Genomic DNA, 24,169 nt, shown 5'->3' with positions numbered 1-24,169 from the left:
GGAAATGACCACCTTGATTTTTTATAAGGATTCAATTTCCATAATATCACAATAACATGAATATTCTGTTCTTTTTTCTGCTTCACTAAACTGCCTGTTAGTTCTATAAATTCAAATGTGGCTTTATTAACTATTAATTAAAATAACGGCTAAACTGTCATACAAAATGACAGGCTAACTGACAATCTTTTTATTGTGTATAACAACTATTGTCCTTTAAATTTATAATGTCATTTTCATATGTCATTATTGTATTAAATATATCGAAAACCTTTTATACAAAAGGAAATTGGCACAGGTCAATCCCATGCCAATTTATATGTCATTTAATTATAATGCACCTCAAAACTGAACGGTTTAGTTACACAAGGAAACCATAGGTTTTATTCACTTTCAGGAAGATGATAGTACTTACTTTCAACGGGTCTAGACAAATGAGGCTCAATTAGTTTAACAGCATCTTTTAATGCGTTGAGATCAATTCCTGTTGAAATTCCCATTTGATGAAGCATAAAGACTACGTCCTCGGTAGCGACATTCCCAGTTGCTCCTTTAGCAAAAGGACATCCACCAAGTCCACCTGCAGAGGTATCGAAACGATGAATTCCGGCCTGTAGTGCTGCAAACACGTTGGCTAAAGCCATTCCTCTTGTATCATGGAAGTGAGCAGTTAGTAGTGTTTGTGGAAAAAGTTCATTTAGGCGAGAAAACAACTCAAAGCTTTCCTTAGGGTTTGCCATACCTATTGTATCTGCAACACTCAACTCATCTACTCCACTATCAACAAAAGCCGAACATAGTGAGATGACATCATCAACCGCAATCTTACCTTCATATGGGCAGTAAAAGGAGGTGGAGATACATGCACGAACAAAAATGTTTTTTTCCTTTAGCTCTGCTATGATGGGCTTTAATTCATTAAGGCTATCTAAGGTAGTTTTATTAATATTTTTCATATTGAAGGTATTACTCACTCCCACAAAAACGGCAACTGCCTTGCAATCTTCTGAAAGAGCAAGATCGACTCCCTTTCGATTGGGTGTGAGGACGATATTTCGAGAAGAATCGTTAATGGCTCTCACGATTTCCGAAGCATCTTTCATCTGAGGAACCCATTTGGGGGATACGAATGAAGTGATTTCCATCTCCTTTATTCCAGCTCGCTTTAATGCAGTAATAAATTCAGTTTTAATAGGGGTTGGTACCATACTTGGATCGTTTTGAAGACCATCTCTTGGACCTACTTCAATAATCGCTACTTCTTTAGGTAAATTCATCCTAATAACCCTCCTAATCTTTAACCTGTCTATCTCTCATTCTATTCTAATTAAAAAAACAATAGCAAGAATTATAGAAAAATTGGTGAAATAAAGGAATTTAGTCTATTTTGGAGAAGTATTAATCTATAAGAAAGCGTTTATAAATAGTATTGTAAACGCTTCCTATTTAAATTAAAGTTAGAAAAGAGATATGTTTTCTATACATAGTAGGAGGAGAAAAAATGAATAACAAAGAGGTTGTCATTGTTAGTGCAGTAAGAACACCAATAGGAAACTTTAACGGAGCCCTTGCATCAGTAAAAGCAACAACTTTAGGTGCAATCGTAATAAAAGAAGCATTAAAGCAAGCGGGCATTGCTGAAAATCAGGTAGATGAAGTGATTATGGGGAATGTACTGCAGGCGGGATTAGGTCAAAATCCAGCAAGACAGGCAGCAATTGAAGCGGGTCTACCTATAGAAACTTCGTCATTAACCATTAACAAGGTATGCGGATCAGGCTTAAAGGCTGTTCACCTTGCAACACAGGCTATTTTAACGGGCGATGCAGACATTGTTGTTGCTGGTGGAATGGAGAACATGAGTCAAGCACCATATTTGCTTGAAGGTGCAAGAGATGGATATAAGATGGGAAATCAAACATTAAAGGATAGCATGATTGCGGATGGACTTTGGTGTGCCTTTAATGACTACCACATGGGTATAACGGCAGAAAACCTTTGTGACAAATATGAGCTAACTAGAGATGAACAGGACGAATTTGCTGCATATAGTCAGGAAAAGGCAGTAGCTGCTATTCAAGCAGGAAGATTCAAAGACGAGATTGTTCCAGTTGAAATTAAGTCTAGAAAAGGAAGTATCACAATTGATACGGACGAATATCCTAAGCCAAATACAACAAAAGAAAAACTAGGGGGCCTAAGACCAGCCTTTAAAAAGGACGGGTCCGTAACAGCAGGTAATGCTTCAGGCATTAATGATGGTGCTGCTGCTTTAGTTGTCATGAGTAAAGAAAAGGCGTTAGAGCTAGGATTAACACCTTTAGTTACCATTAAAGGGAATGCATCAGCAGGAGTAGATCCGTCCACAATGGGACTAGGTCCAGTTCCAGCTGTTAAAAAAGTGTTAGAAAAAGTGCAATTATCACTAGAGGATATTAGTTTAATTGAAGCGAATGAAGCATTTGCTGCACAATCTCTTGCTGTTCACAAAGAGCTGCAATTTAATACGGATATCTTAAATGTAAATGGTGGGGCTATTGCACTGGGTCACCCTATTGGGGCAAGTGGAGCAAGAGTTCTTGTTACCCTAATTCATGAAATGAAAAAGCGAAATGCTAAAACTGGTCTAGCTACATTATGTATTGGCGGAGGTCAAGGTGTAGCAACAGTGGTTGAAAATCTTTAGAAAATACAACTTATAAAAATAGAGGTGAATCATTTGAAGCAGGTTCATTCTTCTTTTGCGGAGGCCGTAAAGGATATTAAAGACGGATCCACTTTAATGGTAGGTGGATTTGGGTTAGTTGGAATACCAGAAAATCTGATTTTAGCTCTTGTTGAAACCGGTGTTAAGGATCTGACTGTAATCTCTAATAATTGTGGTGTTGATGATTGGGGTCTTGGGTTATTGCTCAGGAATAAGCAAATTAAAAAGATGATTGGCTCCTATGTAGGTGAAAACAAAGAGTTCGAACGACAGGTATTGTCAGGTGAAATTGAGGTTGAACTAGTACCACAAGGCACATTAGCTGAGAAAATTCGTGCAGGCGGAGCAGGAATTCCTGCATTTTATACGCCAGCAGGTGTAGGAACGCCAATTGCTGAGGGAAAAGAAGTCCGAGTGTTTAATGACAAGGAATACCTACTTGAGGAGTCCTTTACTGCTGACTTTAGTTTAGTTAGAGCTTGGAAAGCTGATAAAATGGGGAACTTAATCTACAATAAAACAGCTCAAAATTTCAATCCGATTATGGCAGCAGCTGGAAAAGTGACAATAGCTGAAGTAGAGGAACTTTATGATGCGGGTGAGCTTGCTCCTGAACAAATTCACACGCCTAGCATTTATGTTCAACGCCTAGTGGTAGGAAAACAACAGAAACGTATTGAACGTTTAACTGTAAGGAAATAAGAAGGGAGGTAACTAAATTGGTTCAAGATCTGTTAAACAGCCGTGAAAAGATTGCAAAACGTGCCGAACAAGAAATTAAAGATGGCTTTTATGTAAACCTGGGAATTGGTATGCCAACGTTAGTCGCGAACTTTATCTCTCAAGATAAACAGGTTGTTCTTCAATCAGAAAATGGGTTGCTGGGAATTGGTCCTTACCCGACAGAGGATAAGGTAGATCCAGATCTGATAAACGCTGGGAAAGAGACGGTCACTACCATTGATGGAGCAGCTTATTTTAATAGCGCGGAATCCTTTGCGATGATCAGAGGCGGGCATATAGATATCGCTATTCTTGGTGGGATGGAGGTCTCTGAGAATGGTGATCTAGCTAACTGGATGATTCCAGGTAAAATGATAAAAGGTATGGGTGGAGCCATGGATTTAGTGCATGGTGCCAGAAAAACAATTGTGATTATGGAGCATGTTAATCGCGATGGAGCTCCCAAAATCTTAAACAATTGCTCTCTTCCGCTTACCGGAAAAGAAGTGGTAAATCGTATCATTACAGACCGAGCGGTTATTGATGTGACAGATCAAGGCTTACAGCTAATTGAAGTTGCTAAGGGTTATAGCGTTGAAGACATACAAGCTGTGACAGAGCCAACTCTTCTTATTGATCAGTCAGTTAAGATGGATGCCTATTAAGGCAAACTTTGCTATAATATAATTCGTCTGAAAGGGTGAAAGATATGGCAAAGAAAAAACCAAAAGCAAAGCCAACCAAAAAAGAAGATGATACACTTCTATTAAAAGAGCGGTTGAACTTAGATTTATTTCAACAGCTGAAAGACAAACAAAAACAGCTTATCGAAAATGAACAACGTATAAAGGAAGCGGAGCTTGCTAGAAAAAAAGAAGAAGCTCGTCTTAAAGAAAAAAATAAGTCCTTTGAAGAGCTACTTAACGAAAGTAGCTTAGACTGGCAAAAATACAAATAAAACGAGACGATTATTCGTCTCGTTTTTTCATTTCTTATTATCCGGGATTTCGGTCTCATCAAAGTTTTCCGCTAATACAGTGAGGTTCTCCATGAGAGTGTTACCAGTCATTGGTAACCCATGGCCAGTGATGGCAGTTTTGGGCTTCAGTTTGGCTAGCGTCTTAACACTTGAAGAAGCGGCCTGCCAATCGGCTGTAAAATAAGCTGGTGGACCATGCATTTCTTGTTTTTGGGTAAGAACCTCGTATAAAGATTCCTGTTCTACAGTCACAAATGCATCACCAACAATTAATGCTTGATCGCGTTCACGATATAAAGAAATATGCCCAGGTGTATGCCCAGGTGTAGGAATCACCTTCCAGTCTGGCAAGAAAGGAATCGTATGATCATTCGGCAGGATCTGAAGATTTTTACTGATGTTAATGCTGTTTCTTGGGAACAGTGGGGATAGTTTTGCCACTAATCCCTCAGCCTCCGTATTAGGTGGTGGATAATTTTCTTGCCCTGTTAGATAGGGCTCTTCTAAATGATGAGCATATACGGGAACATCCCATGTTTTTAATAGTTCTTGGAGAGCACCAATATGATCAAAATGTCCATGAGTTAGAATAATGGCTGTGGGTTTTGCACCGGACCCAAATCTTTTCTCAGCTTCCTCAATGATCATATCTTGAGAATCCGGCATACCAGCATCCACTAATACAAATTCTTTGCTGTTTGGTTCTCCAATAAAGCAAATATTCACAATCTGGATTGGGAAGCAATAAAGGTCTGGCACTACCTCCATACCTATTCCACTGGTAATAGACGTTAACGGCATTTTCATTTTTGTACTCCTCCATTCGTTCTTCCTAGAAGTAGTATTGCTAATATGGAGGATGAATATGTTTGTAAAGGATATATGTAGAAAATTTCTAGGTAAGTAAGAAGCTCTGTTTATTAGGGTTAGTTCATACATAAAAAGCCCCTACAAAAAGTAGGGGCATTCCTTATCGATCTATTAAGCCCAGGCAGCGCCAACAATGATTAACAAGATGAATAGAACAACAATCAAAGTGAATGAACTACCTGCACCAAAACCTCCTGTTACAGGAGCGGTATATCCGTAACCTCCACAACCTAATCCAGTGTTAAACATGAAAACTCCTCCTTTTTTAGTGTTGTTGATTAGTATCCAACGTAAGCTGAACCTACGATGATTAATAAAATGAACAATACGACAATCAACGCGAATCCAGTACCAAATCCTGTTACTTCACTCATATCAACACCTCCAAAGTGATGCATTCGTTAACTATCCTATGTAGATGTATTGAATTCGGGTGGGCTAACGCCTAAAACTCACTAATTTGGGCTCCTACTGAATTTTTTGGAGTGAAATATTCATCAAAATCAATATGTAAATAATAAAGTGTGGGATAAAACTAAACGGTTCTGTTTTTGTAGAGAAACTTGGATTCGAATACTAGTCGAACTAAAATAACATAATGACAATAGCTTTTGGTCAACGTGCTAATTGGTATGTCATTTCGTACAGTGATTTTTAAACGACTCATCAGTTAATTGTAATTTTATGTTAAATTAAATATAGAGTGTGTGAAGGCTTTTTCTTAAACTAACGGAGCAGGATTTTTCAATAAGAGAACACAAAAGGAAGAGTATTTTCTATAAAATAAGATTTAACTTGTTAGTGTCTAATAAAAAAGTAATGCACAAAAGAGATGATGCTCATTGGTATTATTACACGACAAAAATAAAAAAATATGGAGGTTAGTAATGTTATTCATAATATTTGGGGTTATTGCAATAGTAGCAACTTTTATAAATATTTATATGTATAAAGCAGGAAAGGATTATAAGCTAGCTATGGCGATGGGATTATCATTTACAGCATTAACACTTTGTGCAGAATATAGTCTTGTATCGGTGTGGGTAGAAGTAGAGGATTGGGCAGCTTTAATGGATGTAGTACCTGGTATGGAAAGGGCATTATGGTTTTTGACAATTGTTTCTATCTTACTAAATATAGCACCTATACTTTTAGAACGAAAAGGTAAGAAATAATGACTTGTTGACACATCATTTATTTAATCTGCAATTATTGAGTAAGTCTAATGATAACTACCAGGTGCGATGATCCAAGAAGGATTATCGCTTATTTTTGTTGAAGCTATTAAACAAACGGGAAGGTTAATTCAATAATTAGAAAAGAAAATACATATAAAAAAGAGAATTATTTGATATACCAGATTAACGTAAGGAGAGGTAAATGTGAGTAAATCATTTATTGAACAAGTACATTATATTAGAATTCCGGTAAAAGATTTAGAACAGTCTGCACAATGGTACAGAGATGTATTAGGGTTTCAGTTATTAAACATTACTAATGATCCATTAGCGATTTTTAAAGTGAATGAGGGAGCTTTTTTACTTATCTTAGTTCCAACTGACGATGAAACATTTGTCCATTTTACAATTAATAATGAATCAGCTTTTAGTATTGGCTTTACAAGCCCAGAACTATCCAAATTTCATCAACACCTAATTAATAATCAAGTTAAGGTCGAAGATATACGAGAAGATAACGGTCATGCGTATTTCCACTTTTATGATCCAAATGGTAATAAACTTCAAGTACACTGGTAGGATTATAATAAAATACCTTATTCCATTAACGGGGGCGATTGTTCAACAAGGAATAAGGGGGTAATGATATGGATACTAAACTCTTGTTTTTCAAGAAATATGAGGGGAATGTAAAATTAATAGATTATGTTGATTGGGCTTTAAACTATGTTAGAGAATGAGGCAACTACAACATCTCTAAATATTCTTGCTTCTATAAGAGAACCACTTAACTTATTTGAGATAGAAGATTACTTTATATTTACAACTACTCTCAAAAACGTTAGCCCTTTACGAAAGGATTGATGTTTCAACCATTGACGTTGAGGTTGAAAGATTAACCAAGTAATCATTGCATATGAGCTTCATTGAAGTAAAGGAGAAGGATAGTGGAACAAACATATAAAGGAGTTGAAATGGATGGAAAAAGAATTAGATAGAGCTATTGATTTACGGAATAGTGGAGGTAATAAAGAATCTAACAAATTACTTATGAAACTGGTACAGAAGTACCCCGGAAATGCTTCAATTAACTACCAATGTGCTTGGAGTTATGATTTATTAGGAGAAGAATCGAAAGCAGTACCCTTTTACGAAAATGCAATTAAATTGGGGCTGCCTTCAAATGAACTGGAAGGAGCTTTTTTAGGATTAGGTAGTACATATAGAACCTTAGGGGAATATGAAAAGTCTAAAAGGACTTTTCAAAGGGGAATTGAAACTTTTCCAAACAATAGAGCAATTCAAACATTCTATTCGATGACCTTATATAATTTAAACGAGCATAGTAAAGCGATGGAGTTGTTACTAAAATGCTTAATAGATACAACAACAGACGATAAAATCTTAAGGTATAAAAAGGCAATTGATTTCTATTCGAACAAACTAGATGAAGTTTGGGAGTAGTTTGTGAAAAGATCTAGGGTTGATCCAAGAAGGATTATCCCTTATTTTAGTTGAAGTTATTAAGCTCTGTTTATAACAAAAGCGAAAATTAACCATCTACAGGAATTCTAAAGGAGCAGAAGAGTTGAGTAAGTTTAGGTTCTTGCTAGAGGTGTTGTAAAGGACCCTAACAACTTAGTGAATATTTACGCTACTAAATCAACCGTGAATTAATAGTGATATTTATCATATATAGAACCAATCATATGTCACTTTTCATTACCAATCGGTTTAGTATACTAAGGATAATCATAGTAAAAATAAAAAACTAAAGGAGAAACTAATGTTAAATTCTGATTTAGATATACGTTTAGAACCGCGCATTAAGGAATTATATCAATTACATAAGGAACGTTCTGCCAATATTGATTGGAGCTATCATGAATTTATTCCGTGGGACAAGGCCATGTCTTTTAAAAGAGTTCCTTGGGAGGAGAGTCAAGTCACACTTCCAGAGGGTGTAATTGTAGCAATCGAGACAGCCTTACTAACAGAGGTGAATTTACCTTGGTATACTTCGCATTTGGATTATACGTTTAAAAATTCCATGGAAGTAATAAATGATTTTGTCCGCACTTGGACAGCTGAAGAAGATCAGCATTCTAGCTTACTTGAAACATACCTTCTAGTAACACGAAACGTTAATCCGAAAAGACTGCATGAGTTAAGAAGACGAGTAGTTGAAAGTGGTTGGTTTCCAGACTTCACTAACCCTCTAGCAACTATGGCCTATACATCATTGCAAGAGTTAGCGACACTCGTTTTCTATAATAATGTAGCTAAAATAGCAAGCCCACATGACAAAGATTTATCCACATTACTTCGACGGTTAGCAAAAGATGAAGCACTTCACTATGCATTCTATCGAGACACAGTGAAAGCCCATCTTGAATTAGATCCGAATTTCATTGTTTATTTTGAAGACGTTATTATTAATTTTTCTATGCCAGGCGCAGTAATGCCTGACTTTAATGAGAGAATGAAATCAATCGCAATCAATGCAAATTATGGCCCACTACAATACTTTGACCAAGTATTAGATGTGATTGTGACATATTGGGATATTGCTAACTTACAACCTACTAGTGAAGAAGCCAAGCAATCACAAGAGAATATATTAAAATATCATGGTCGTTTAAAAAGAATTAGAGATCGCCAACTAGCCAAAAAATAGTATAGAAGTAGAAAGGAAATAATTATGATAAAAGAAGCTTGTGAATTATGTGACAAAGAAACGAAAAATAAAGTAAGTTACTTAGAGCTTGAAACGTGGGAATTTGATTTTGTAAAGAAAGAGAAAAAAACTTTTTATTCTATTTGTTTTAATTGCTTTGATCAACATACCAATCAATTCATTGACAAAGGAATGGATCTAGAATTAAGGAAAAAACGTGCAGGATCAGTAAATCCGGAAATCCAAGAAGAAATTCAGTATATTCTTGATATAGAATATAAATTAAATTGTCAATAAAACTAGAGAAGCTTCTCCCACTTAAGATAAGGTGGGAGCTTTTTCTTGGTTTTCTTTGTTGCAATTACAATATTTTCATAGGAAACTATTATTGAAGAGTTGCTTGTAAAAATGGTATGCTCAATAGACTAACTTATATTGAAAATGAGGGTGAAACATGCTCTATTATAAAACCTATGAATTAAGCGGTTTTCATGAATGGGTAGTTTTTATTCATGGTGCGGGCGGAAGCTCATCTGTTTGGTATAAACAATTAAAAGAGTTCAAGAAACACTTCAATGTTCTTCTAATAGATTTAAGAGGTCATGGTAAATCAAGAAACCCATTGGTATTGAATAAGAAATATTCATTTGATAATGTAAGTTCTGATATTATTGAAGTTCTAGATCATATAAATATTAGAGAAGCACATTTTGTTGGAATCTCCTTAGGAACCATACTAATTCGAAATATTGCTGAAATGGATGCTACTAGAGTTAAATCAATGGTATTAGGTGGAGCTGTAATTCGCTTAAATACACGTGTTAAAACATTGATATGGCTGGGTAATTTTTCAAAGAAGTTCATTCCATACATGTGGTTATATAAACTGTTTGCCTGGTGCTTAATGCCTAAAAAAAGGCACGAGGAATCACGTTTACTTTTTGTTAATCAAGCAAAAAAATTATGTCAAAAAGAATTTATTAAATGGTTCAAATTAACGAGTGACGTAGCACCTTTGTTAGTTCAATTTGAAGAAAATAAAGTGGATATACCAACTCTATATGTCATGGGACAAGAGGATTATATGTTTCTGTATCCTGTAGAAGAAGTTGTGAAAAAGTGCAAACAAGCTAAATTAGAGGTTATTCAGGATAGTGGACATGTATGTAATGTTGATCAACCTGAAATTTTTAATCAGATTTCAATTGATTTTTTAAAAGGGTTAAATAGACAAAAAATTGCATTGCCTTAAAGGAAAACTCTATATATACCTAATGTAATGAAACCTTACTTTATCGAAAAGTAAGGTTTTTTTTGAGTAAACTTAAAGTTTTTAAAATACTTGTTAAAAATTAGGTAAAAGTATATTACCATTATAATAGGTAAGGAGGGATATATTGATGGAAGTAGTTAAACCAAATTCAATTTTGATAGAAAATATAAGAGACAAAGATATACAAACCATTATGGAATGGTTCGATACAAAGCAAGATCTTTATTATAAATTCATTTCGTTCTTTCTTAATGAAAAGAGTGAGTATGAAGAAGTGATATATAGGGTAATTATGAAGGTCTACAATGAAATCCATCGAATGAAAAGTGATTCTAGTTTTGATATATGGGTGACCACGATCCTTTTAAATGAGTGCTTGGAAAGGTCTTCAAAAGCTAAGCAAGAGAATTTAAGTCATTCAAATGAAGAGATAATAAATAAGCTAAGAGCAATGGAAAACGACTATAAAACTCCAATTTTATTAAAATATTTGATGAAAATGACAAATGAAGAAGTTGTGGAGATTCTTAACATACCTATCTCAATGGTAAAGTCTCGTCTATTCTCAGGAATTCACCTACTCCAAAATGCATGGGAAGATGTAGGCTGTGAGGAATACAAAGATATATACCTAGATTATTTAGACATGACGCTAGGTAGAGAGAAAAGAGTAGAATTAGAGATACATATACGTAAGTGCAAAAGTTGTAATAACATGTTGTTTGATTTTCAAGAGGTCCTATTCAAACTTTATGCCGAGTTAGATGGCATGAAGATCCTTAACAGCTTGATGGATGATGTAACAGAAAGAGTAAATAAGGTAATTAAAGAAAAAGAGCAGCTTAAAAAGAAGAGAGTGAGAATAGGTTCAGTTATTATTGCATGTATGACGTTAGTTTTATTTATTGGTTTTTTTACGAATACCTTCAACAGAGTGCATTATACATGGCTGGAATGGAATGAGCAGGAAGATGCGGAAATGCTCACCTATTTAAAGAATGGATTAGGGGAGCCTTTAAACCTTGAGGCTCAACATAATGGCGTTACAATAAAGATTAAGACAGCAGTAGCAGATGATTACCAGACCGTATTATATTATGAAGTAGTGAATAATAACGATGATCATAATAAGTATACAATCAATATGTTTGAAGGTTTTCATGTTCAAAACGAGCAGGAAGTGTTTGATTTGCAGGCAGAACCCATATCTGCATTTCGATTTGGGGAACCAATCCTGGAGAAAAACGACAAGAATGTATTTAGTGGAAAAATTAGCTTATTACCAATAGCTGACGAGAGTGGGACAATAAAGCTAAATATATCTAAGCTTTTAAAGGTACACGAGGACCTAGACAATCCGGAACAAACGTTGCATAAAACTTATTACAACAACGAAATAGAAACTTTGGAGGGGAAATGGAGCTTTGAAGTACCGGTGACTAAGCATGCATCAATTGAACATGAAGTAGATAAGGAAATCGAAATCAAAGGAATTCCATTAACAATTGATAAATTGATTTTTGCTCCAACCGTTACGCTTCTTCAATACAAAGTCGATCATTCGAATCAAGATCAGAAACAGATAAATGACCTCTATATAGACCAAATTGTAAAAGGTAAACAGAAATCAAATACTCTTCATTTTCATTCTATGACCCATCAGGGGTATTTTCAGAAAAGTTTTGACTCTCTCTATTTTGAAGATTCAGAGGAGGTTAAGATTCATTTTAGTTCGTTTCATTATTTTAAAGATGATGATATATCACTTAACCTTAAGAGTAACGGGCCATTTCCACAAACCTTAGAATATATGGGGAATGAAATTTCTATTGAAAATATAATAACGGATGGAGCTCGAACCGTAGTTACTATCAAAGATGCACCACCAGAAGTTCGAAAATACGAATCCTTGCATTTTGATATTAAAACGGATGACGAAAATGAACAATTACTCATGAATTATAATAGTAACGATGGAGTATGGATGGACAGAGATGGAAAAATTTATGACCAAAGCGATAACTTTTATGATGGTAATGTTGAGCCGCCACGTTATTATGAAACGAACTATGAAATCGAGTTATTCAAAGAAACTTCTGATGAACAAGTAATTCCCCAGAAGTTTCATATATACGGTCATAGTGGTACAGAGTATATTGATGAAGTGGTTGAGTTACGATTAGATTAAGTAATTACATGTTAAAAAGCACCGAGGAGAATCACAATGCTCCTCGGTGCTTTTAAGAATTTTATATAGAGGGGTACTTGGTTAGTGAGTATGAACTATAAATTTATTGTGATTTCACAGGAAAACAAAGTAATGGTCACTTACGAAGCTGAGGAAATGAGGCTTCCGACCTTTCAGCCCAATATTACTCATGTAGCGGTAACGGATCATATAAATAATTATTTTAAAGTGAATTTTGGGTTAGAGACAAATGTTTTAAGATGTTATAAGCAGCTAGAAAATATCCGAATATATGAAATTGAGGTTATAGGAAAAGGTAAAGAAGGGGTCAAATCATCTTCTTGGAAAGACATATCCTTTATAGATAACATCAAGAGATTTAATCATGAGGATCAATTGATCCTAAGAGATTGGCATATTTCACCTAAGTCAAAAACCTTCCCGTGGTTTAAGACCGGCTGGAGGGAGAGTGTGGAAAACTGGGTGAAAGGAGAAGTGGTACATCCACCTGACTACTATCTTTCAATCTATCAGACATTTATTTTTCCAACATTTAAAGATAATTGGGATAAGCAGCATATTATAGATCATTACATAGACAAACTATTAGCAGTTATAATCAAATAGGGATATTAAGGAAAAAGTTTTGACTAGTTCTTGTTTCTATTCATTAAGAGAGTTAATGTGTATATCTTTAAGCGGGGTTTTATGGATCCTTGCATTTGAGGTGAAAGACGACGAAATTTACGAATGATCAGTTACAAAAGATAATATCAGCAGAGATAGTTGGAGATGTATACCCGTATATAACGAAGGATAAAGATCAAATAGAGAAGTACATAAGGGATTTGTTCTTTTCGTTCAATCGTTCGAGATTCTTCCAATGTGAAGCAATCTTTGATCATTATGGTAGTGGCTATGCTTCCTACGTAGATTTTTTTTGTTATAGAAAAGATGGCAGCAGTATAGTAGATACAAAATATATCGAAAAGGATTCACTTACCTCTATCCAAATAGAAGGTCTTGTTATTTACATAAGTCGATTAGCGCCTGTAGCAATTATTGGGAAAGATGAACGTCATAAGGCTATTATAGATTCTGAAGAAATCAGGGATGAATTCTTTAGTGGAATGGGTATGATTAGTAAACCACAAGAAGTAATCAGTACGTCCTCTGAATTCTTAATAAATGACTTCCATGAAATCAAGCAGAAACTGGAATCTGCGGGCTACAGCATTCTAGAAAAAGAATACTTATCTCAACCACTTCCGTTTAAAACCAAGATTCCTACTTTCACAGATCCGAGACAATATAAAGTGTTCGATGCCATTTTTTATTGGATGGACTAACTTTTTATCCACTAGCGAGGAGGGAAAAAGATGATAAAAAGAAAAGTGTTAACAACATTGTTGGCAACTCCTTTATCATTGTTAGTAATATGCGGAGTGTTATTTGGTGAATGGGAGCGGCCTTTTGAGTTAATTGTAATGACCGGAATGTTGGGGCTATGGATATCGCCTCTTATCCTATTGTATGGAGTACCAGTTACATTTTTATCAGACTACGTAACTAAAGGATTAGCTGGGACCGCTAGAATGTTAACTGCATGCATCGTCCACTTATCTTTTGGTATATTGTTTGGATTTGTGTTCAGATCAGATGAGCAATTTTTGATTTTTGGAATTGAAGTGAATGTAATTATTATTTCTGCTTCAATCACAGCATTATTCTTTTGGGTTATTGATGAACTATTCAGAAGTCAAAAGGGTCATAAGTATAAATTCTATTCTATGAGGTGACGCATGTACAAACGTAAAAAGAGCTTCTTTTTCATATTATTAGTCGCATTAGTAGTGAGTGGTGGTTATAGTTCGACAGCCGGTGATGAAACACACTATTTCGAATGGAAAAACACATATGTTGGTGATAACAGTTCAGTTGCGAGTATTTTACATACACTACCAAACGAAGATTATTTTATAGATTTTGAACTGAAGACGAAGGAAAAACCGTATGGTATGGTCCTCAATTATAATGAAATTCCGGGAATGACCGTTTCATCTCTGAAAGAAGATGTATTATACAGCGCTACAATTATTTTTGCCCTCGTACATAATGCAGATTGGGTTGATTTCAATTTTGGGGAACAAACAACTAGGGTTTCAAGAACAGAACTACAAGAGTGGTATGGCTTTGATTTAAACAGCAATACAAACAGAGAGGAACTAATAAAAATTATCAATGATTTTTCTGAAGACAGTAAAATTAGACGATTTCCTGAGTTAAAAGTATGGAATCATAGTATTAGGTGAGAACCATAGTATAAAAAACAATATATGTTAGCGTTTTATCCATAGGATAAACGCTATTTTTCTAGAATTATAATGAGGGTTTCCCTTGGTGTTTACTCTAAATGGGGAATTTAATCATGAGTATTTTACACACCGTATATTTTAAAATTGCAAGAATAGTTGAGTAAATATCTGTTAATATGAAACCTAATTAACTCTTGTACGTAGTAAATTTTAAAAGGCTACTAAGATAAAAAGGTGAGATATTATGAAAAACAATGAAGAGTAGAAACAATCAAAGAAAAATAAAGATAAGAGCAGAAGTGGATTTTTTGTTGATTTATTTCTAACAGGTGGTTGGTCATCGTTTGGGAAAGACTGGAGAAATTCAAAGGGTTCATTGCAAACACTCTTTATGTTTTTAGTGATTGTCTTAATTGCAGGAATCATTGTTCTAGTTGGAGTAATGGCCAGTAACATATTCAGTTGTGCTTAGGCATTTGTTTAACTACTGTTTTTCTATATATCTTATTGGAAGTAAAGTAGATAGGCACAAGAAGCCAAAAATTGGTATAGTTATGTTATTCGGCATTGTCATACTAAATTATTATTACTGCTTCTTACCTAGTATGATTGAATCATCATTGCTGGTATATACATAGTATTATAGATTTGCAGTAATACATCTAATTAAAGGGGCTTCATTCATTCATGCATGACTTATTTAATCTCTATCCTAGTGATAACTTTGATTGGAGTAATAGGATATACCACGGTGAAGAAAAGAAAGACACCTTGGAAGTTCATTTTACTCTTTTTGTTAATATTCACGGGCTTCATCTTATTAATAGGCTTTCGCTTTACAGCAGATAGTGCATTACCTAACGATACAAAGATCATCGAAAGTATTCCAACAGTATACGGGAAAGCAATCTTGTATGAAGATACTAACAACCATACTTTTGGCTTGGCTGAAATACACCGTAGTGGCGGATTTATGTATCATTACGCAGGTGGGACTTATGACTATTACATAGAAGGAAATGAACCATTCAAAGCTGCTGGTTTTGGTAGTGATGTAGAAGATGGTTTTATGGTAGGGATTAGAATAAAAGATCCGAACATAAAGCATATAGTGATTGGTAATCATCTAGAGAATTTGACACCGTCAGATGAGTACGAATTTAATATAGAAACTGTTAAGAAACATCCTACCCGTTATCATATCAAAGAGGTGGTCAACCAACATGTCTTGTTTGTACTGGATGAGTACTCAGAATTCACATGGACAATAAGAGCACTTGATCAGGATGGCAATCTAATTTCGGATAAATTGTTCGGAATGAGCGAAGCTAGATACGTTGATTGGTAATCATTATTACTATTGGTACAATGACCATTAGGTTATCCGTCACTTCATCTGTATAAATTGGTATTGTTAAATGTATAGGGAAACAAGATGATAGTTTCTAGCTAATTTTGGATTAGTAGATTTTAAATTACCTGAATGAGCAGAAATGCCTTTAACGCCAAAAACACTGGGATGGAAGCTTATGCATCACCTACACAAACTTCTGTATACAAGACATTGAATAGTAAAGTCCCGTTCTTACTACGTGAGATGTTCTTCTATATTGGGTATATTGTTAGTTATCCAATTTTGGAATTAAAGGAGAGTTAATTTTGGGTTTTATATTAATAGCTATTACTATCATTTTATTTTATATAATAGACAAAGTAATTCTTAGAAAGTTTAATACACCAAAAAGAGGATGGAAATGGTACAAGCATGATCATAGGGGTTTTGCTATCTTGTTTTATGTGATCATGATTCCTATTATTCTAATACCGTTTGTATTTCCTGAAAGTAATCTATTCTTAGTCTTTCCATTCGCTGGTGCGTTAATAAACATACTATTTAGTATAGAAAAATTCATTTTTAAAAGAGAAACCAAACTGTTTATAAATTACTTATTTGATGCCATCTTTTGGTTCGTTTTAGGTGTTATGGCTTATTTTTTCCTCATCTAGCTAGGTGTTAAATATCAAATAGAGTTTGGTTTATGTTTTTCTTTGATACTACTGATTTTATTTAAAGGGAGAAAAGTTGTGTACAAAATAATGCTTATTGAGGATGATCCGCAGCTTTGTGAATTGATTAAGGAAAATCTAGAAAGGTACGGGTATGAGGTTCATCTTCCCATACATTTTTCTAAAATTGAGGAAGAATTTGCTCAGTTACAACCTGATCTTGTCTTGCTAGATATTAACCTTCCATACTACGATGGGTATTATTTGTGTAGAAGTTTTCGAAAACAGTCCAATGTACCAATCCTGATGGTATCTGCGAGGAGTCATGAGGTTGATCAAATTATGGCGATCGAACTGGGAGCGGATGATTATATTACGAAGCCGTTTACATTTGAGATGCTACAATCCAAAGTGAAAGCTACTATAAGAAGAGTATACGGAGAGTATGCTGCAAAGGAAACGAGTACCCTTTGTGTAGGTTCCCTTTGCATTGATGCCAAGACCCTCACCTTAACCTGTGGTGATCATCAGGTTGAGCTATCAAAAAATGAATATAAACTCATGAAGAAATTAATGGAGCATCATGGTGAGTTTTTATCTAGAGAAGAACTAATTGAAGAAGTATGGGATTCAGTCACATTTGTAGACGATAATACTCTCACGGTTAATATGACCAGGATTAGGCATTTGCTGTCCGAACTGGGAACATGTTTTGTGATAAAAAGTAAAAGGGGAGTAGGCTACAGGCTGTTTGAACCTGTTTCCATGAGAGATTAATATGAAAACAGAGATATTTACTAGATTTATAAAAGACAGATTCCTAACGATTGTTCTTTATCTATTAAGTACCACCAGCATCATAACTTTTTTCCATCTAACAGAACCTGTGAATACAGAAATTGTTTATCCTATTTCAATTGGTGGTTTTATGTTAATCGTATGTCTAGTTATTGACTGGATTCGTTATTATCCTACCAATAAAGCACTTGCTGCTATACATATGAATAAGGATGAAGATCTACAGCCGCAAACAGAAGAACAGAAGGCATTTCAACAACTGATTAACAAAATTAGAGGTGAATATAATCGGCGAAACAATCAATACAAGGAACAAAATAAAGAGAGACTATATTTTCTATCTCACTGGATGCACCATTTAAAGACACCCGTCTCTGTAATTGAGCTCATCATCAATAAAGAGAACAAGTCACACGAAGTGAATGAAGTACTTGAGAAAATACAGCTTGAAAATAATCGCCTTCATACATATATCCAGCAAGGTCTAACCATGATCAGAATGGAAAGCTTTGAAAATGACCTTGAGGTAAAGTCAGTAGACTTGCTACCAGCATTGCGAAAACTGATAAACGAGAGAAAGAAAGAATGCATCTATCAGTCCATCTATCCTTCTATTGAGTTCGAAGAAGAAAGTGCCTATATTATCACTGATCCAAAGTGGAACGATATTTTATTAGAACAGATTATTTCAAATGCAATAAAATATTCCGCTCCCCAAACTGGCAGTAAAAAACTTATCTTTCAACTCAAGAGAAAAGGCAATCATATCTTCTTAACAATCATAGATGAAGGTGTGGGCATACCTTCCTATGATCTGGAACGGGTCTTTCATCCCTTTTTCACGGGAGAAAACGGAAGGAAGTTTTCAAACTCCACAGGAATTGGTTTGTACCTGAGTAAAAAAATTGCCGACAAAGTGGGAGCAACCATTACCATTAAATCAGAGATTTCAAAAGGAACTGAGGTCACCATACAATGGTTAATGGGAAAGACTCTGAGTTAACTCCTTGTCTTTTTTAAGTATCGTACCTTACAAAAATGTAAGGTATTTTTTAGCTTTACCGATGGTTGTGCCCCGTGATGTCAACTAAAATGAACCTATTAGAAAACAGGAGGTACTACCTATGGATATGTTAGATGTGAAAAATATTACAAAAATTTATGGAGTATCGAGTGGGGAGGGTTCCACAACTGCATTAGGTGGAGTTAGCCTAACGGTTAAAGAAGGAGAGTTCATTGCAGTAATGGGACCTTCCGGAAGCGGCAAAACGACACTTCTCAATGTATTGAGCGGAATTGATCAGCCAACATCAGGGAAAGTGATCATTGCAAATCAAGAAATAAGCAAGATGAAAGGTGATGATTTAGCTCTATTTCGCCGTAAGCAGCTTGGATTTGTATTTCAGGACTTCAATTTACTAGACAGCTTAACAGTAAAGGAAAATATACTACTTCCAATGGTACTAGAGAGGAAAACAGTCGCCGAGATGGAGGAGAAGCTACAATCCCTGGCGAGGCTTTTTGAAATTGAGTCCATTCTGGATAAATATCCGCATAGTATCTCTGGTGGGCAGCAGCAGCGAACCGCTGTGAGCAGAGCACTTGTGAATGAGCCAAGTATCATTTTTGCAGATGAACCTACTGGGAATTTAGATTCTAAGTCATCTGCTGTAATCTTGGAATGTTTCGAAAAAATTGTAAATGAGCTTTCTACAACAGTTCTTCTTGTTACACACGATGTTTTCGCGGCCAGCTATTGTCAGAAGGTAATTTTTATCAAGGACGGTCTCATCCACTCTTATATTGTAAAAAAAGGAAGCAGGAAGGAGTTCCTGAATCAAATCATGGATAACCTGGCCGTCTTAGGGGGAAAATCTCATGACATTTAATCAGCTGATTTGGAAGATGGCCAAGGTTCAATATAAAAAGTATATTTTTTATTTCCTCTGCAATAGTTTTGCTGTCATGTTTTTCTTTATGTTTTCAACCGTGTATTTTAATAAACAGATAGAGCAAGCAAAGAAACTGGATGGGATTCAGGATGCTTTATCCATTCCGGGAGTTGCGTTGATTATATTCACAATCTTCTTCATAAGCTATGCCCACAATGTTTTTATGAAAAGGAGAAGAAGTGAGTTTGGACTATTTATGACGTTAGGGATGTCCGGTCGTGATATTACCAGATTGTTACTCTTAGAGAATGGAGCGATTGCTGTTGCTTCCATACTGTCTGGTTTACTAGCTGGGAGTATATTTTCTAGGCTGTTTTTCATGCTGTTAATGAGTAGAGTGGAGCTTCAGGTTGAATTTCATTTAAGCGGAAAAATGTTTTTATACTCAATTGGAGCATTTTTGTTAGTCTTTCTGATAGCGGTTGGCAAATCTCTATTCCTCACGCTTAGAAGTTCTGTGATTCAAACCATGAAGAGCAATAGGGTTTCTGAAACAATTAAGATGAGAAGCCCTTGGATTGGTTTCCTAGGCTTCATGATCATGGGTGGATCTTTGCTTACCCTTTATTTCACCTTTGAAGAATCATCAGGAGCATACTTACCTCTATGGACGATGGGTGTTCTCATCGGATTATATATATTTCTAAGGCAGTTTATTAGTTTCTTGATTGAGGTCACCAAAAAGATTCCAGTATTTTATTTTCGCAGGATGCTATTTTTAACAAGTCTCGATTATAAGTTTAAACAGCTCACGTCAATCATTATGCTCGTTTCTGTGATGGCAATGATCACAATTTTTTATAGCACGTTACTGCTTACTTTCTATAAGTCTTCTGAAACGAATGCCATTAACAATAATCCTTATGATGTGGCCTTTTATCAGACTGACACAAAGAATAACCTGAATGAAGACGAATTATATAACATACTCGATCAACCCCAACATCGGATTGAAGAACATCTTGTCATTCCAACTATTACGCATTATGAAATGCTTCCATATGTAGATGGGGTCCAACCCTATCGTTTCATGTCACTAAATGATTATAACAAGCTCACAGGTGACCAAGCGAAATTGCTGGATCATGAGTATCTTTTTTATTTAAACACTGAAGCAGAATATGCACATGTTGATCCGATTCCATCTCTTCGGCTTACAATTGAACATGAAAAGGTAACTTATAAGTATAAGGGGGAGATGATTAAAAGAACTATTAACTTATTGCCAGATACTCATGAGTTTATCATTATTAACGAGAGACAGTTCGAGCACCTTGAAGCTAACGGTAATGGTTATATATCTAACCTTCAATTACTGAATGTTTCAGACTGGAAGGCAACAGGAGATGCTCTGGAAAACTTACAAGAAAAATTCGTACACTATAATGAGAGTACAGTCACAACGGAAAAACAGTACAATGAGTACATATCTGAGGCAGAGTTGTTTCGTGTAGCTTCCAAAATTGACGATTATCATAACAACAGGAGTACGACCGGCATCATGTTTTTTGTGACTACATTTCTAAGTGTCATGTTTTTCTTTGGTACGTTTATACTCCTTTACCTTAATCTCTTCTCTGAGATTGAGGAGGAACGAGCTAAATACCATAAACTAAGCAAAATAGGGATGACCACAAAGGAGATAAAAGGTAGGATTTCAAGCGAATTGAGAACGATTTTCTCAATACCACTTTTAATTGGAACTATATTGGCCTTCCTTTACCTAGTGATTCTGTCGAGGGATGTTGGTGGTCTCATGAATAATCTTGAAATACTGAATCATTTCTTGTTCATAGCTGGTATTTATCTAAGCTTTCAACTTATTTACTATTTCTATTTAAGGAATAAAACATTTAACCACATAACGCGGTAGATGTAGGCAAGAGGGTTATTGGACATTTGGGTTTAGTTTGTTCGGTTAAACGAATATTGAAAGAAAGCACATAAAGAGGATTTATTGTTTTGTGAAAAACAAGAATCCTCTTTATTTTGCATTTTTTAAAATAAAATCAACAAAAATATATTGAAAAACAATAAACTGTGTAATATTATGTAAAATATAAAAGGAGGTAAGTATGATGAAAATGGGAACCATAGCCTTTTTGAAAATGTCAGTTTTTCTTGTTGGAATTGTCATTCTTTGCTTGTGTCTCTTCTGCCTACCATCACTAGCGGGGTATTCAGCAGCAATGAATCCTGAATATGCCTATTTGAAATACCCTGTCTTAATAGGCATATATATTACAGCAATCTTCTTCTTCTTTTCATTGTTACAAGCTACAAAACTTTTAAATTATATTCACAATAAGAATGCCTTTTCAGAGCTAGCGGCAAATGCATTAAGACAAATAAAAAACAGTGCAATCAACATAATGGTTTTGTATGTTATTGGAATGTTTGGGTTGGCATTTGTAAATGCTTTACACCCGGGAGTAGCAATAATCGGTATGGTGATCGTCTTTACAACACTTGTTATTGCAGTATTTGCTGCAGTTCTTATAGAACTTTTAAGAAACGTAATTGATCTAAAATCAGACAATGATTTAACTGTTTGAGATGATCAATATAGGATGGAACGATTGTTGGTATTGTTCCTATCTTATTAAAGTGAGGATGAGTGGATTTTAAGGGAGGATATCTTATGGGAAATCAAGAAAAATTAAAGATTTTTGATGATAATAAAAACCAAATAGGGGTTGCTTCCAGGGGTGATGTACATAAACATGGCTATTGGCATGAAGCATTTCATTGTTGGTTTATTGGAAAAGAACGAGGTAAAGATTATATCTATTTACAACTTCGTAGCAAAGGTAAACAAGACTATCCTAACCTATTAGATATAACGTCAGCTGGGCATTTATTGTCCGATGAAACTGTAAGGGATGGAGTAAGGGAAATTAAAGAAGAAATAGGAATAGATGTGGCTTTTGAGGAATTAGTAATGTTAGGCGTACTAGATTATTGCGTGACTAAAGAGAACTTTATAGATAAAGAAATGGCACACGTTTTTTTATATAGAAGCAATTTAAGCTTTAATGATTTTACACTTCAAGCAGAGGAAGTATCAGGAATTGTAAGAGCTAATTTTGATGATTTTGCTGACCTTTGGTTTGGTGTAAAAGAAGAAATTGAAATCGGTGGTTTTGAGATCAATCACGATGGAAAAAAGGTTGAATTAGAAGAGACGGTTAGTAAAGATAGATTCGTGCCACATCAAATCTCTTTTTATCAAGAAGTTGTTCAGAGAATACGGGAACAGATTAAATAAGTTCTCAACTTTTTAAATAAAATTGATCTCCTATAGTAACTAAAATAAGATTGAAATCTTGGTCTATCCATATGTAGTTGGAGATGTGCAACGAGATGTAACGTTAGTTGTTCTCAAAGTAATTTTAGTAGTTTGTTATAAAAAAGAGGAGAGAACATATGAAGAGTTTTGCGTGGGTACTAGCAGTTTTTTATTCATTTATCACCATACTTTGGATTGCCAATTCTCCGTATCTTTTTTCACTATGGGGATTAATTATTTGGTTAGTTTCAATTGTGTTAGGGGTTTTTGTTTATAAGAAATTAAAAGAAGGTTACATTTTAAGAAAATTTATACTGTATTCAAGTTTTTTTATGGTGTTTTTGATAGTACTAACAGCATTTATACATCTAGCAACAAGTTCTATGCCATGATTTATATTGAATCAATTATAATTAACAAGTTTGGATTTGTTATCTAGTAAATCATCACTTGATGCTTTTGAAAAAAACTATGGTTGGATCTTGAAGGTAAGGTTTTCTTAATAGAGCTTAAAGAGGTGTTAGATGAAGATACTCTTAGTGATTACGGTTTTGCAATTGTTGACCTTTCCGCTATACTTTATAAATTTCTTTACTTGGTTCTCACTTCAAACAGTATCGTTGGTATGGGTATTATTAGTTCTAATAGGATTGTTCTTTGGGTTTAGAGGAGTAATTATACATAAGGAAGATTTTAAGATGTTTATGTTATCTACTTTTACTGTCATAACTAGTTTGTGTTTATTTTTTTTTTATGTATTTAGTTAATTTGGCATCAATGTAATTAAAAGGTGGGGGTATATGATGATAGGCATAGTTTTAATTCTATTTTTGGGACTTATATTATTCCCCCTAATTTTGGGCATATATTTATTTAAACGTTCAAGGAAACTTGCATTAACCTTCCTATGTATTCCACTAAGTTTGGTGTTAGTAGCCGGTAGTTGGTATGTTTATGAAAGCAACTATCAATTTGTAAAAAGTACCAATCTTTCAGAAGTCCAATACGATGATATTAGAGTAGGAGATTCATTACAAGAAGCCATACAATTATACGGCAGTAACTACTACACCAGAGTAGAGCAAGGAATGTCTATCATAGGTTATGTAGATAGAGCGAATAAAACGTTCATAGAATTTTGGCATTATAATGACGAAATATATGAAATTCGCTCAAATCTTTAGTGGGTTGATTTATACATTAAATATGGTTA

The 24,169-nt window shown here is 34.8% G+C and carries 29 protein-coding genes; 25 read left to right on the top strand and 4 right to left on the bottom strand.

Going from position 1 to position 24,169, the window contains the following annotated elements; all coding sequences use genetic code 11:
• Positions 1–383 precede the first annotated feature (383 nt).
• A complete protein-coding gene (locus G4D63_RS06815) occupies positions 384–1,277 on the bottom strand; it encodes a hydroxymethylglutaryl-CoA lyase (RefSeq protein ID WP_204559047.1) in 894 nt (297 codons plus the stop codon).
• Between the two features lie 224 nt (positions 1,278–1,501).
• On the opposite strand from G4D63_RS06815, the gene G4D63_RS06810 reads away from it, so the two are divergent.
• The 4 genes from G4D63_RS06810 to G4D63_RS06795 are packed head-to-tail and all read left to right on the top strand — an operon-like array spanning position 1,502 to position 4,388.
• Complete coding sequence (locus tag G4D63_RS06810) at positions 1,502–2,686, top strand: acetyl-CoA C-acetyltransferase (RefSeq protein ID WP_163178897.1); 1,185 nt, start codon at positions 1,502–1,504, stop codon at positions 2,684–2,686.
• Positions 2,687–2,719: 33 nt separating this feature from the next.
• Positions 2,720–3,409, top strand: a complete 690-nt coding sequence (locus tag G4D63_RS06805) for a CoA transferase subunit A (protein ID WP_163178896.1) — start codon at positions 2,720–2,722, stop codon at positions 3,407–3,409.
• A 17-nt stretch (positions 3,410–3,426) separates the two neighbouring features.
• Positions 3,427–4,095 carry a CoA transferase subunit B gene (locus G4D63_RS06800; RefSeq protein WP_163178895.1) on the top strand — a complete coding sequence of 223 codons (669 nt, stop codon included), beginning with the start codon at positions 3,427–3,429 and terminating at the stop codon, positions 4,093–4,095.
• Positions 4,096–4,139: 44 nt separating this feature from the next.
• On the top strand, positions 4,140–4,388 hold the full coding sequence (locus G4D63_RS06795; RefSeq protein ID WP_163178894.1) for a YqkE family protein: 249 nt from the start codon (positions 4,140–4,142) through the stop codon (positions 4,386–4,388).
• A gap of 27 nt (positions 4,389–4,415) precedes the next feature.
• Here G4D63_RS06795 and G4D63_RS06790 read toward each other — a convergent pair whose 3' ends face one another.
• From G4D63_RS06790 to G4D63_RS06780, 3 genes are all read right to left on the bottom strand, one after another.
• Positions 4,416–5,216, bottom strand: a complete 801-nt coding sequence (locus G4D63_RS06790; protein WP_163178893.1) for an MBL fold metallo-hydrolase — start codon at positions 5,214–5,216, stop codon at positions 4,416–4,418.
• A gap of 174 nt (positions 5,217–5,390) precedes the next feature.
• A complete protein-coding gene (locus tag G4D63_RS06785) occupies positions 5,391–5,528 on the bottom strand; it encodes a YjcZ family sporulation protein (protein ID WP_163178892.1) in 138 nt (45 codons plus the stop codon).
• A gap of 29 nt (positions 5,529–5,557) precedes the next feature.
• Complete coding sequence (locus G4D63_RS06780; protein ID WP_163178891.1) at positions 5,558–5,653, bottom strand: YjcZ family sporulation protein; 96 nt, start codon at positions 5,651–5,653, stop codon at positions 5,558–5,560.
• Positions 5,654–6,166: 513 nt separating this feature from the next.
• On the opposite strand from G4D63_RS06780, the gene G4D63_RS06775 reads away from it, so the two are divergent.
• The 21 genes from G4D63_RS06775 (at position 6,167) to G4D63_RS06675 (ending at position 24,140) form a co-directional block, all read left to right on the top strand.
• A complete protein-coding gene (locus G4D63_RS06775; RefSeq protein ID WP_163178890.1) occupies positions 6,167–6,454 on the top strand; it encodes a hypothetical protein in 288 nt (95 codons plus the stop codon).
• 207 nt (positions 6,455–6,661) lie between these two features.
• Positions 6,662–7,036 (top strand): VOC family protein, encoded by a 375-nt coding sequence (locus G4D63_RS06770; RefSeq protein WP_163178889.1) that lies wholly within the window; start codon positions 6,662–6,664, stop codon positions 7,034–7,036.
• 399 nt (positions 7,037–7,435) lie between these two features.
• Entirely contained in the window at positions 7,436–7,921 is a 486-nt protein-coding gene (locus G4D63_RS06765) for a tetratricopeptide repeat protein (protein WP_163178888.1), read from the top strand.
• A gap of 322 nt (positions 7,922–8,243) precedes the next feature.
• Positions 8,244–9,134, top strand: coding sequence for an acyl-ACP desaturase (locus tag G4D63_RS06760; RefSeq protein ID WP_163178887.1), 891 nt, complete (start codon positions 8,244–8,246; stop codon positions 9,132–9,134).
• Positions 9,135–9,158: 24 nt separating this feature from the next.
• Entirely contained in the window at positions 9,159–9,431 is a 273-nt protein-coding gene (locus G4D63_RS06755; protein WP_205603792.1) for a hypothetical protein, read from the top strand.
• Between the two features lie 157 nt (positions 9,432–9,588).
• Positions 9,589–10,386, top strand: coding sequence for an alpha/beta fold hydrolase (locus G4D63_RS06750; protein ID WP_163178886.1), 798 nt, complete (start codon positions 9,589–9,591; stop codon positions 10,384–10,386).
• A gap of 148 nt (positions 10,387–10,534) precedes the next feature.
• Positions 10,535–12,595 (top strand): DUF4179 domain-containing protein, encoded by a 2,061-nt coding sequence (locus G4D63_RS06745; protein WP_163178885.1) that lies wholly within the window; start codon positions 10,535–10,537, stop codon positions 12,593–12,595.
• An 84-nt stretch (positions 12,596–12,679) separates the two neighbouring features.
• Positions 12,680–13,222, top strand: coding sequence for a hypothetical protein (locus tag G4D63_RS06740; RefSeq protein ID WP_163178884.1), 543 nt, complete (start codon positions 12,680–12,682; stop codon positions 13,220–13,222).
• Positions 13,223–13,443: 221 nt separating this feature from the next.
• Complete coding sequence (locus G4D63_RS06735; RefSeq protein WP_163178883.1) at positions 13,444–13,944, top strand: hypothetical protein; 501 nt, start codon at positions 13,444–13,446, stop codon at positions 13,942–13,944.
• Positions 13,945–13,974: 30 nt separating this feature from the next.
• Positions 13,975–14,394, top strand: a complete 420-nt coding sequence (locus G4D63_RS06730) for a hypothetical protein (RefSeq protein WP_163178882.1) — start codon at positions 13,975–13,977, stop codon at positions 14,392–14,394.
• A gap of 3 nt (positions 14,395–14,397) precedes the next feature.
• The gene (locus G4D63_RS06725; RefSeq protein WP_163178881.1) at positions 14,398–14,907 is read left to right on the top strand and encodes a DUF4825 domain-containing protein; all 510 of its coding nucleotides are present in this window, start codon (positions 14,398–14,400) and stop codon (positions 14,905–14,907) included.
• A 754-nt stretch (positions 14,908–15,661) separates the two neighbouring features.
• A complete protein-coding gene (locus G4D63_RS06720) occupies positions 15,662–16,258 on the top strand; it encodes a hypothetical protein (RefSeq protein WP_163178880.1) in 597 nt (198 codons plus the stop codon).
• Between the two features lie 311 nt (positions 16,259–16,569).
• Entirely contained in the window at positions 16,570–16,917 is a 348-nt protein-coding gene (locus G4D63_RS06715; RefSeq protein WP_163178879.1) for a DUF4181 domain-containing protein, read from the top strand.
• Positions 16,918–16,995: 78 nt separating this feature from the next.
• Positions 16,996–17,694, top strand: coding sequence for a response regulator (locus G4D63_RS06710; RefSeq protein WP_163178878.1), 699 nt, complete (start codon positions 16,996–16,998; stop codon positions 17,692–17,694).
• A gap of 1 nt (position 17,695) precedes the next feature.
• The gene (locus G4D63_RS06705; protein WP_163178877.1) at positions 17,696–18,718 is read left to right on the top strand and encodes a sensor histidine kinase; all 1,023 of its coding nucleotides are present in this window, start codon (positions 17,696–17,698) and stop codon (positions 18,716–18,718) included.
• 121 nt (positions 18,719–18,839) lie between these two features.
• The gene (locus G4D63_RS06700; RefSeq protein ID WP_163178876.1) at positions 18,840–19,604 is read left to right on the top strand and encodes an ABC transporter ATP-binding protein; all 765 of its coding nucleotides are present in this window, start codon (positions 18,840–18,842) and stop codon (positions 19,602–19,604) included.
• On the top strand, positions 19,594–21,540 hold the full coding sequence (locus G4D63_RS06695; protein WP_163178875.1) for an FtsX-like permease family protein: 1,947 nt from the start codon (positions 19,594–19,596) through the stop codon (positions 21,538–21,540). The genes G4D63_RS06700 and G4D63_RS06695 overlap by 11 nt, the downstream gene beginning before the upstream one ends.
• Positions 21,541–21,745: 205 nt before the next feature.
• The gene (locus G4D63_RS06690; RefSeq protein WP_163179455.1) at positions 21,746–22,222 is read left to right on the top strand and encodes a DUF2975 domain-containing protein; all 477 of its coding nucleotides are present in this window, start codon (positions 21,746–21,748) and stop codon (positions 22,220–22,222) included.
• A gap of 86 nt (positions 22,223–22,308) precedes the next feature.
• The gene (locus tag G4D63_RS06685; RefSeq protein WP_163178874.1) at positions 22,309–22,935 is read left to right on the top strand and encodes an NUDIX hydrolase; all 627 of its coding nucleotides are present in this window, start codon (positions 22,309–22,311) and stop codon (positions 22,933–22,935) included.
• A gap of 158 nt (positions 22,936–23,093) precedes the next feature.
• A complete protein-coding gene (locus G4D63_RS06680) occupies positions 23,094–23,348 on the top strand; it encodes a hypothetical protein (protein ID WP_163178873.1) in 255 nt (84 codons plus the stop codon).
• A gap of 408 nt (positions 23,349–23,756) precedes the next feature.
• Entirely contained in the window at positions 23,757–24,140 is a 384-nt protein-coding gene (locus G4D63_RS06675; RefSeq protein ID WP_163178872.1) for a hypothetical protein, read from the top strand.
• Positions 24,141–24,169: the final 29 nt, after the last annotated feature.

It is taken from the genome of Bacillus mesophilus (assembly GCF_011008845.1).
Taxonomy (GTDB): domain Bacteria; phylum Bacillota; class Bacilli; order Bacillales; family SA4; genus Bacillus_BS; species Bacillus_BS mesophilus.
The sequence above is the reverse complement of the archived record's forward strand: the minus strand, read 5'-3'. Positions and strand labels throughout refer to the sequence as shown.

Coding starts and splice junctions, on each gene's coding strand:
- G4D63_RS06685 (WP_163178874.1), top strand. CDS start 22,309: ATGGGAAATCAAGAAAAATTAAAGATTTTTGATGATAATAAAAACCAA.
- G4D63_RS06755 (WP_205603792.1), top strand. CDS start 9,159: ATGATAAAAGAAGCTTGTGAATTATGTGACAAAGAAACGAAAAATAAA.
- G4D63_RS06750 (WP_163178886.1), top strand. CDS start 9,589: ATGCTCTATTATAAAACCTATGAATTAAGCGGTTTTCATGAATGGGTA.
- G4D63_RS06785 (WP_163178892.1), bottom strand. CDS start 5,528: ATGTTTAACACTGGATTAGGTTGTGGAGGTTACGGATATACCGCTCCT.
- G4D63_RS06745 (WP_163178885.1), top strand. CDS start 10,535: ATGGAAGTAGTTAAACCAAATTCAATTTTGATAGAAAATATAAGAGAC.
- G4D63_RS06790 (WP_163178893.1), bottom strand. CDS start 5,216: ATGAAAATGCCGTTAACGTCTATTACCAGTGGAATAGGTATGGAGGTA.
- G4D63_RS06700 (WP_163178876.1), top strand. CDS start 18,840: ATGGATATGTTAGATGTGAAAAATATTACAAAAATTTATGGAGTATCG.
- G4D63_RS06810 (WP_163178897.1), top strand. CDS start 1,502: ATGAATAACAAAGAGGTTGTCATTGTTAGTGCAGTAAGAACACCAATA.
- G4D63_RS06690 (WP_163179455.1), top strand. CDS start 21,746: ATGAAAATGGGAACCATAGCCTTTTTGAAAATGTCAGTTTTTCTTGTT.
- G4D63_RS06705 (WP_163178877.1), top strand. CDS start 17,696: ATGAAAACAGAGATATTTACTAGATTTATAAAAGACAGATTCCTAACG.
- G4D63_RS06760 (WP_163178887.1), top strand. CDS start 8,244: ATGTTAAATTCTGATTTAGATATACGTTTAGAACCGCGCATTAAGGAA.
- G4D63_RS06775 (WP_163178890.1), top strand. CDS start 6,167: ATGTTATTCATAATATTTGGGGTTATTGCAATAGTAGCAACTTTTATA.
- G4D63_RS06795 (WP_163178894.1), top strand. CDS start 4,140: ATGGCAAAGAAAAAACCAAAAGCAAAGCCAACCAAAAAAGAAGATGAT.
- G4D63_RS06695 (WP_163178875.1), top strand. CDS start 19,594: ATGACATTTAATCAGCTGATTTGGAAGATGGCCAAGGTTCAATATAAA.
- G4D63_RS06675 (WP_163178872.1), top strand. CDS start 23,757: ATGATGATAGGCATAGTTTTAATTCTATTTTTGGGACTTATATTATTC.
- G4D63_RS06725 (WP_163178881.1), top strand. CDS start 14,398: ATGTACAAACGTAAAAAGAGCTTCTTTTTCATATTATTAGTCGCATTA.
- G4D63_RS06680 (WP_163178873.1), top strand. CDS start 23,094: ATGAAGAGTTTTGCGTGGGTACTAGCAGTTTTTTATTCATTTATCACC.
- G4D63_RS06780 (WP_163178891.1), bottom strand. CDS start 5,653: ATGAGTGAAGTAACAGGATTTGGTACTGGATTCGCGTTGATTGTCGTA.
- G4D63_RS06730 (WP_163178882.1), top strand. CDS start 13,975: ATGATAAAAAGAAAAGTGTTAACAACATTGTTGGCAACTCCTTTATCA.
- G4D63_RS06815 (WP_204559047.1), bottom strand. CDS start 1,277: ATGAATTTACCTAAAGAAGTAGCGATTATTGAAGTAGGTCCAAGAGAT.
- G4D63_RS06765 (WP_163178888.1), top strand. CDS start 7,436: ATGGAAAAAGAATTAGATAGAGCTATTGATTTACGGAATAGTGGAGGT.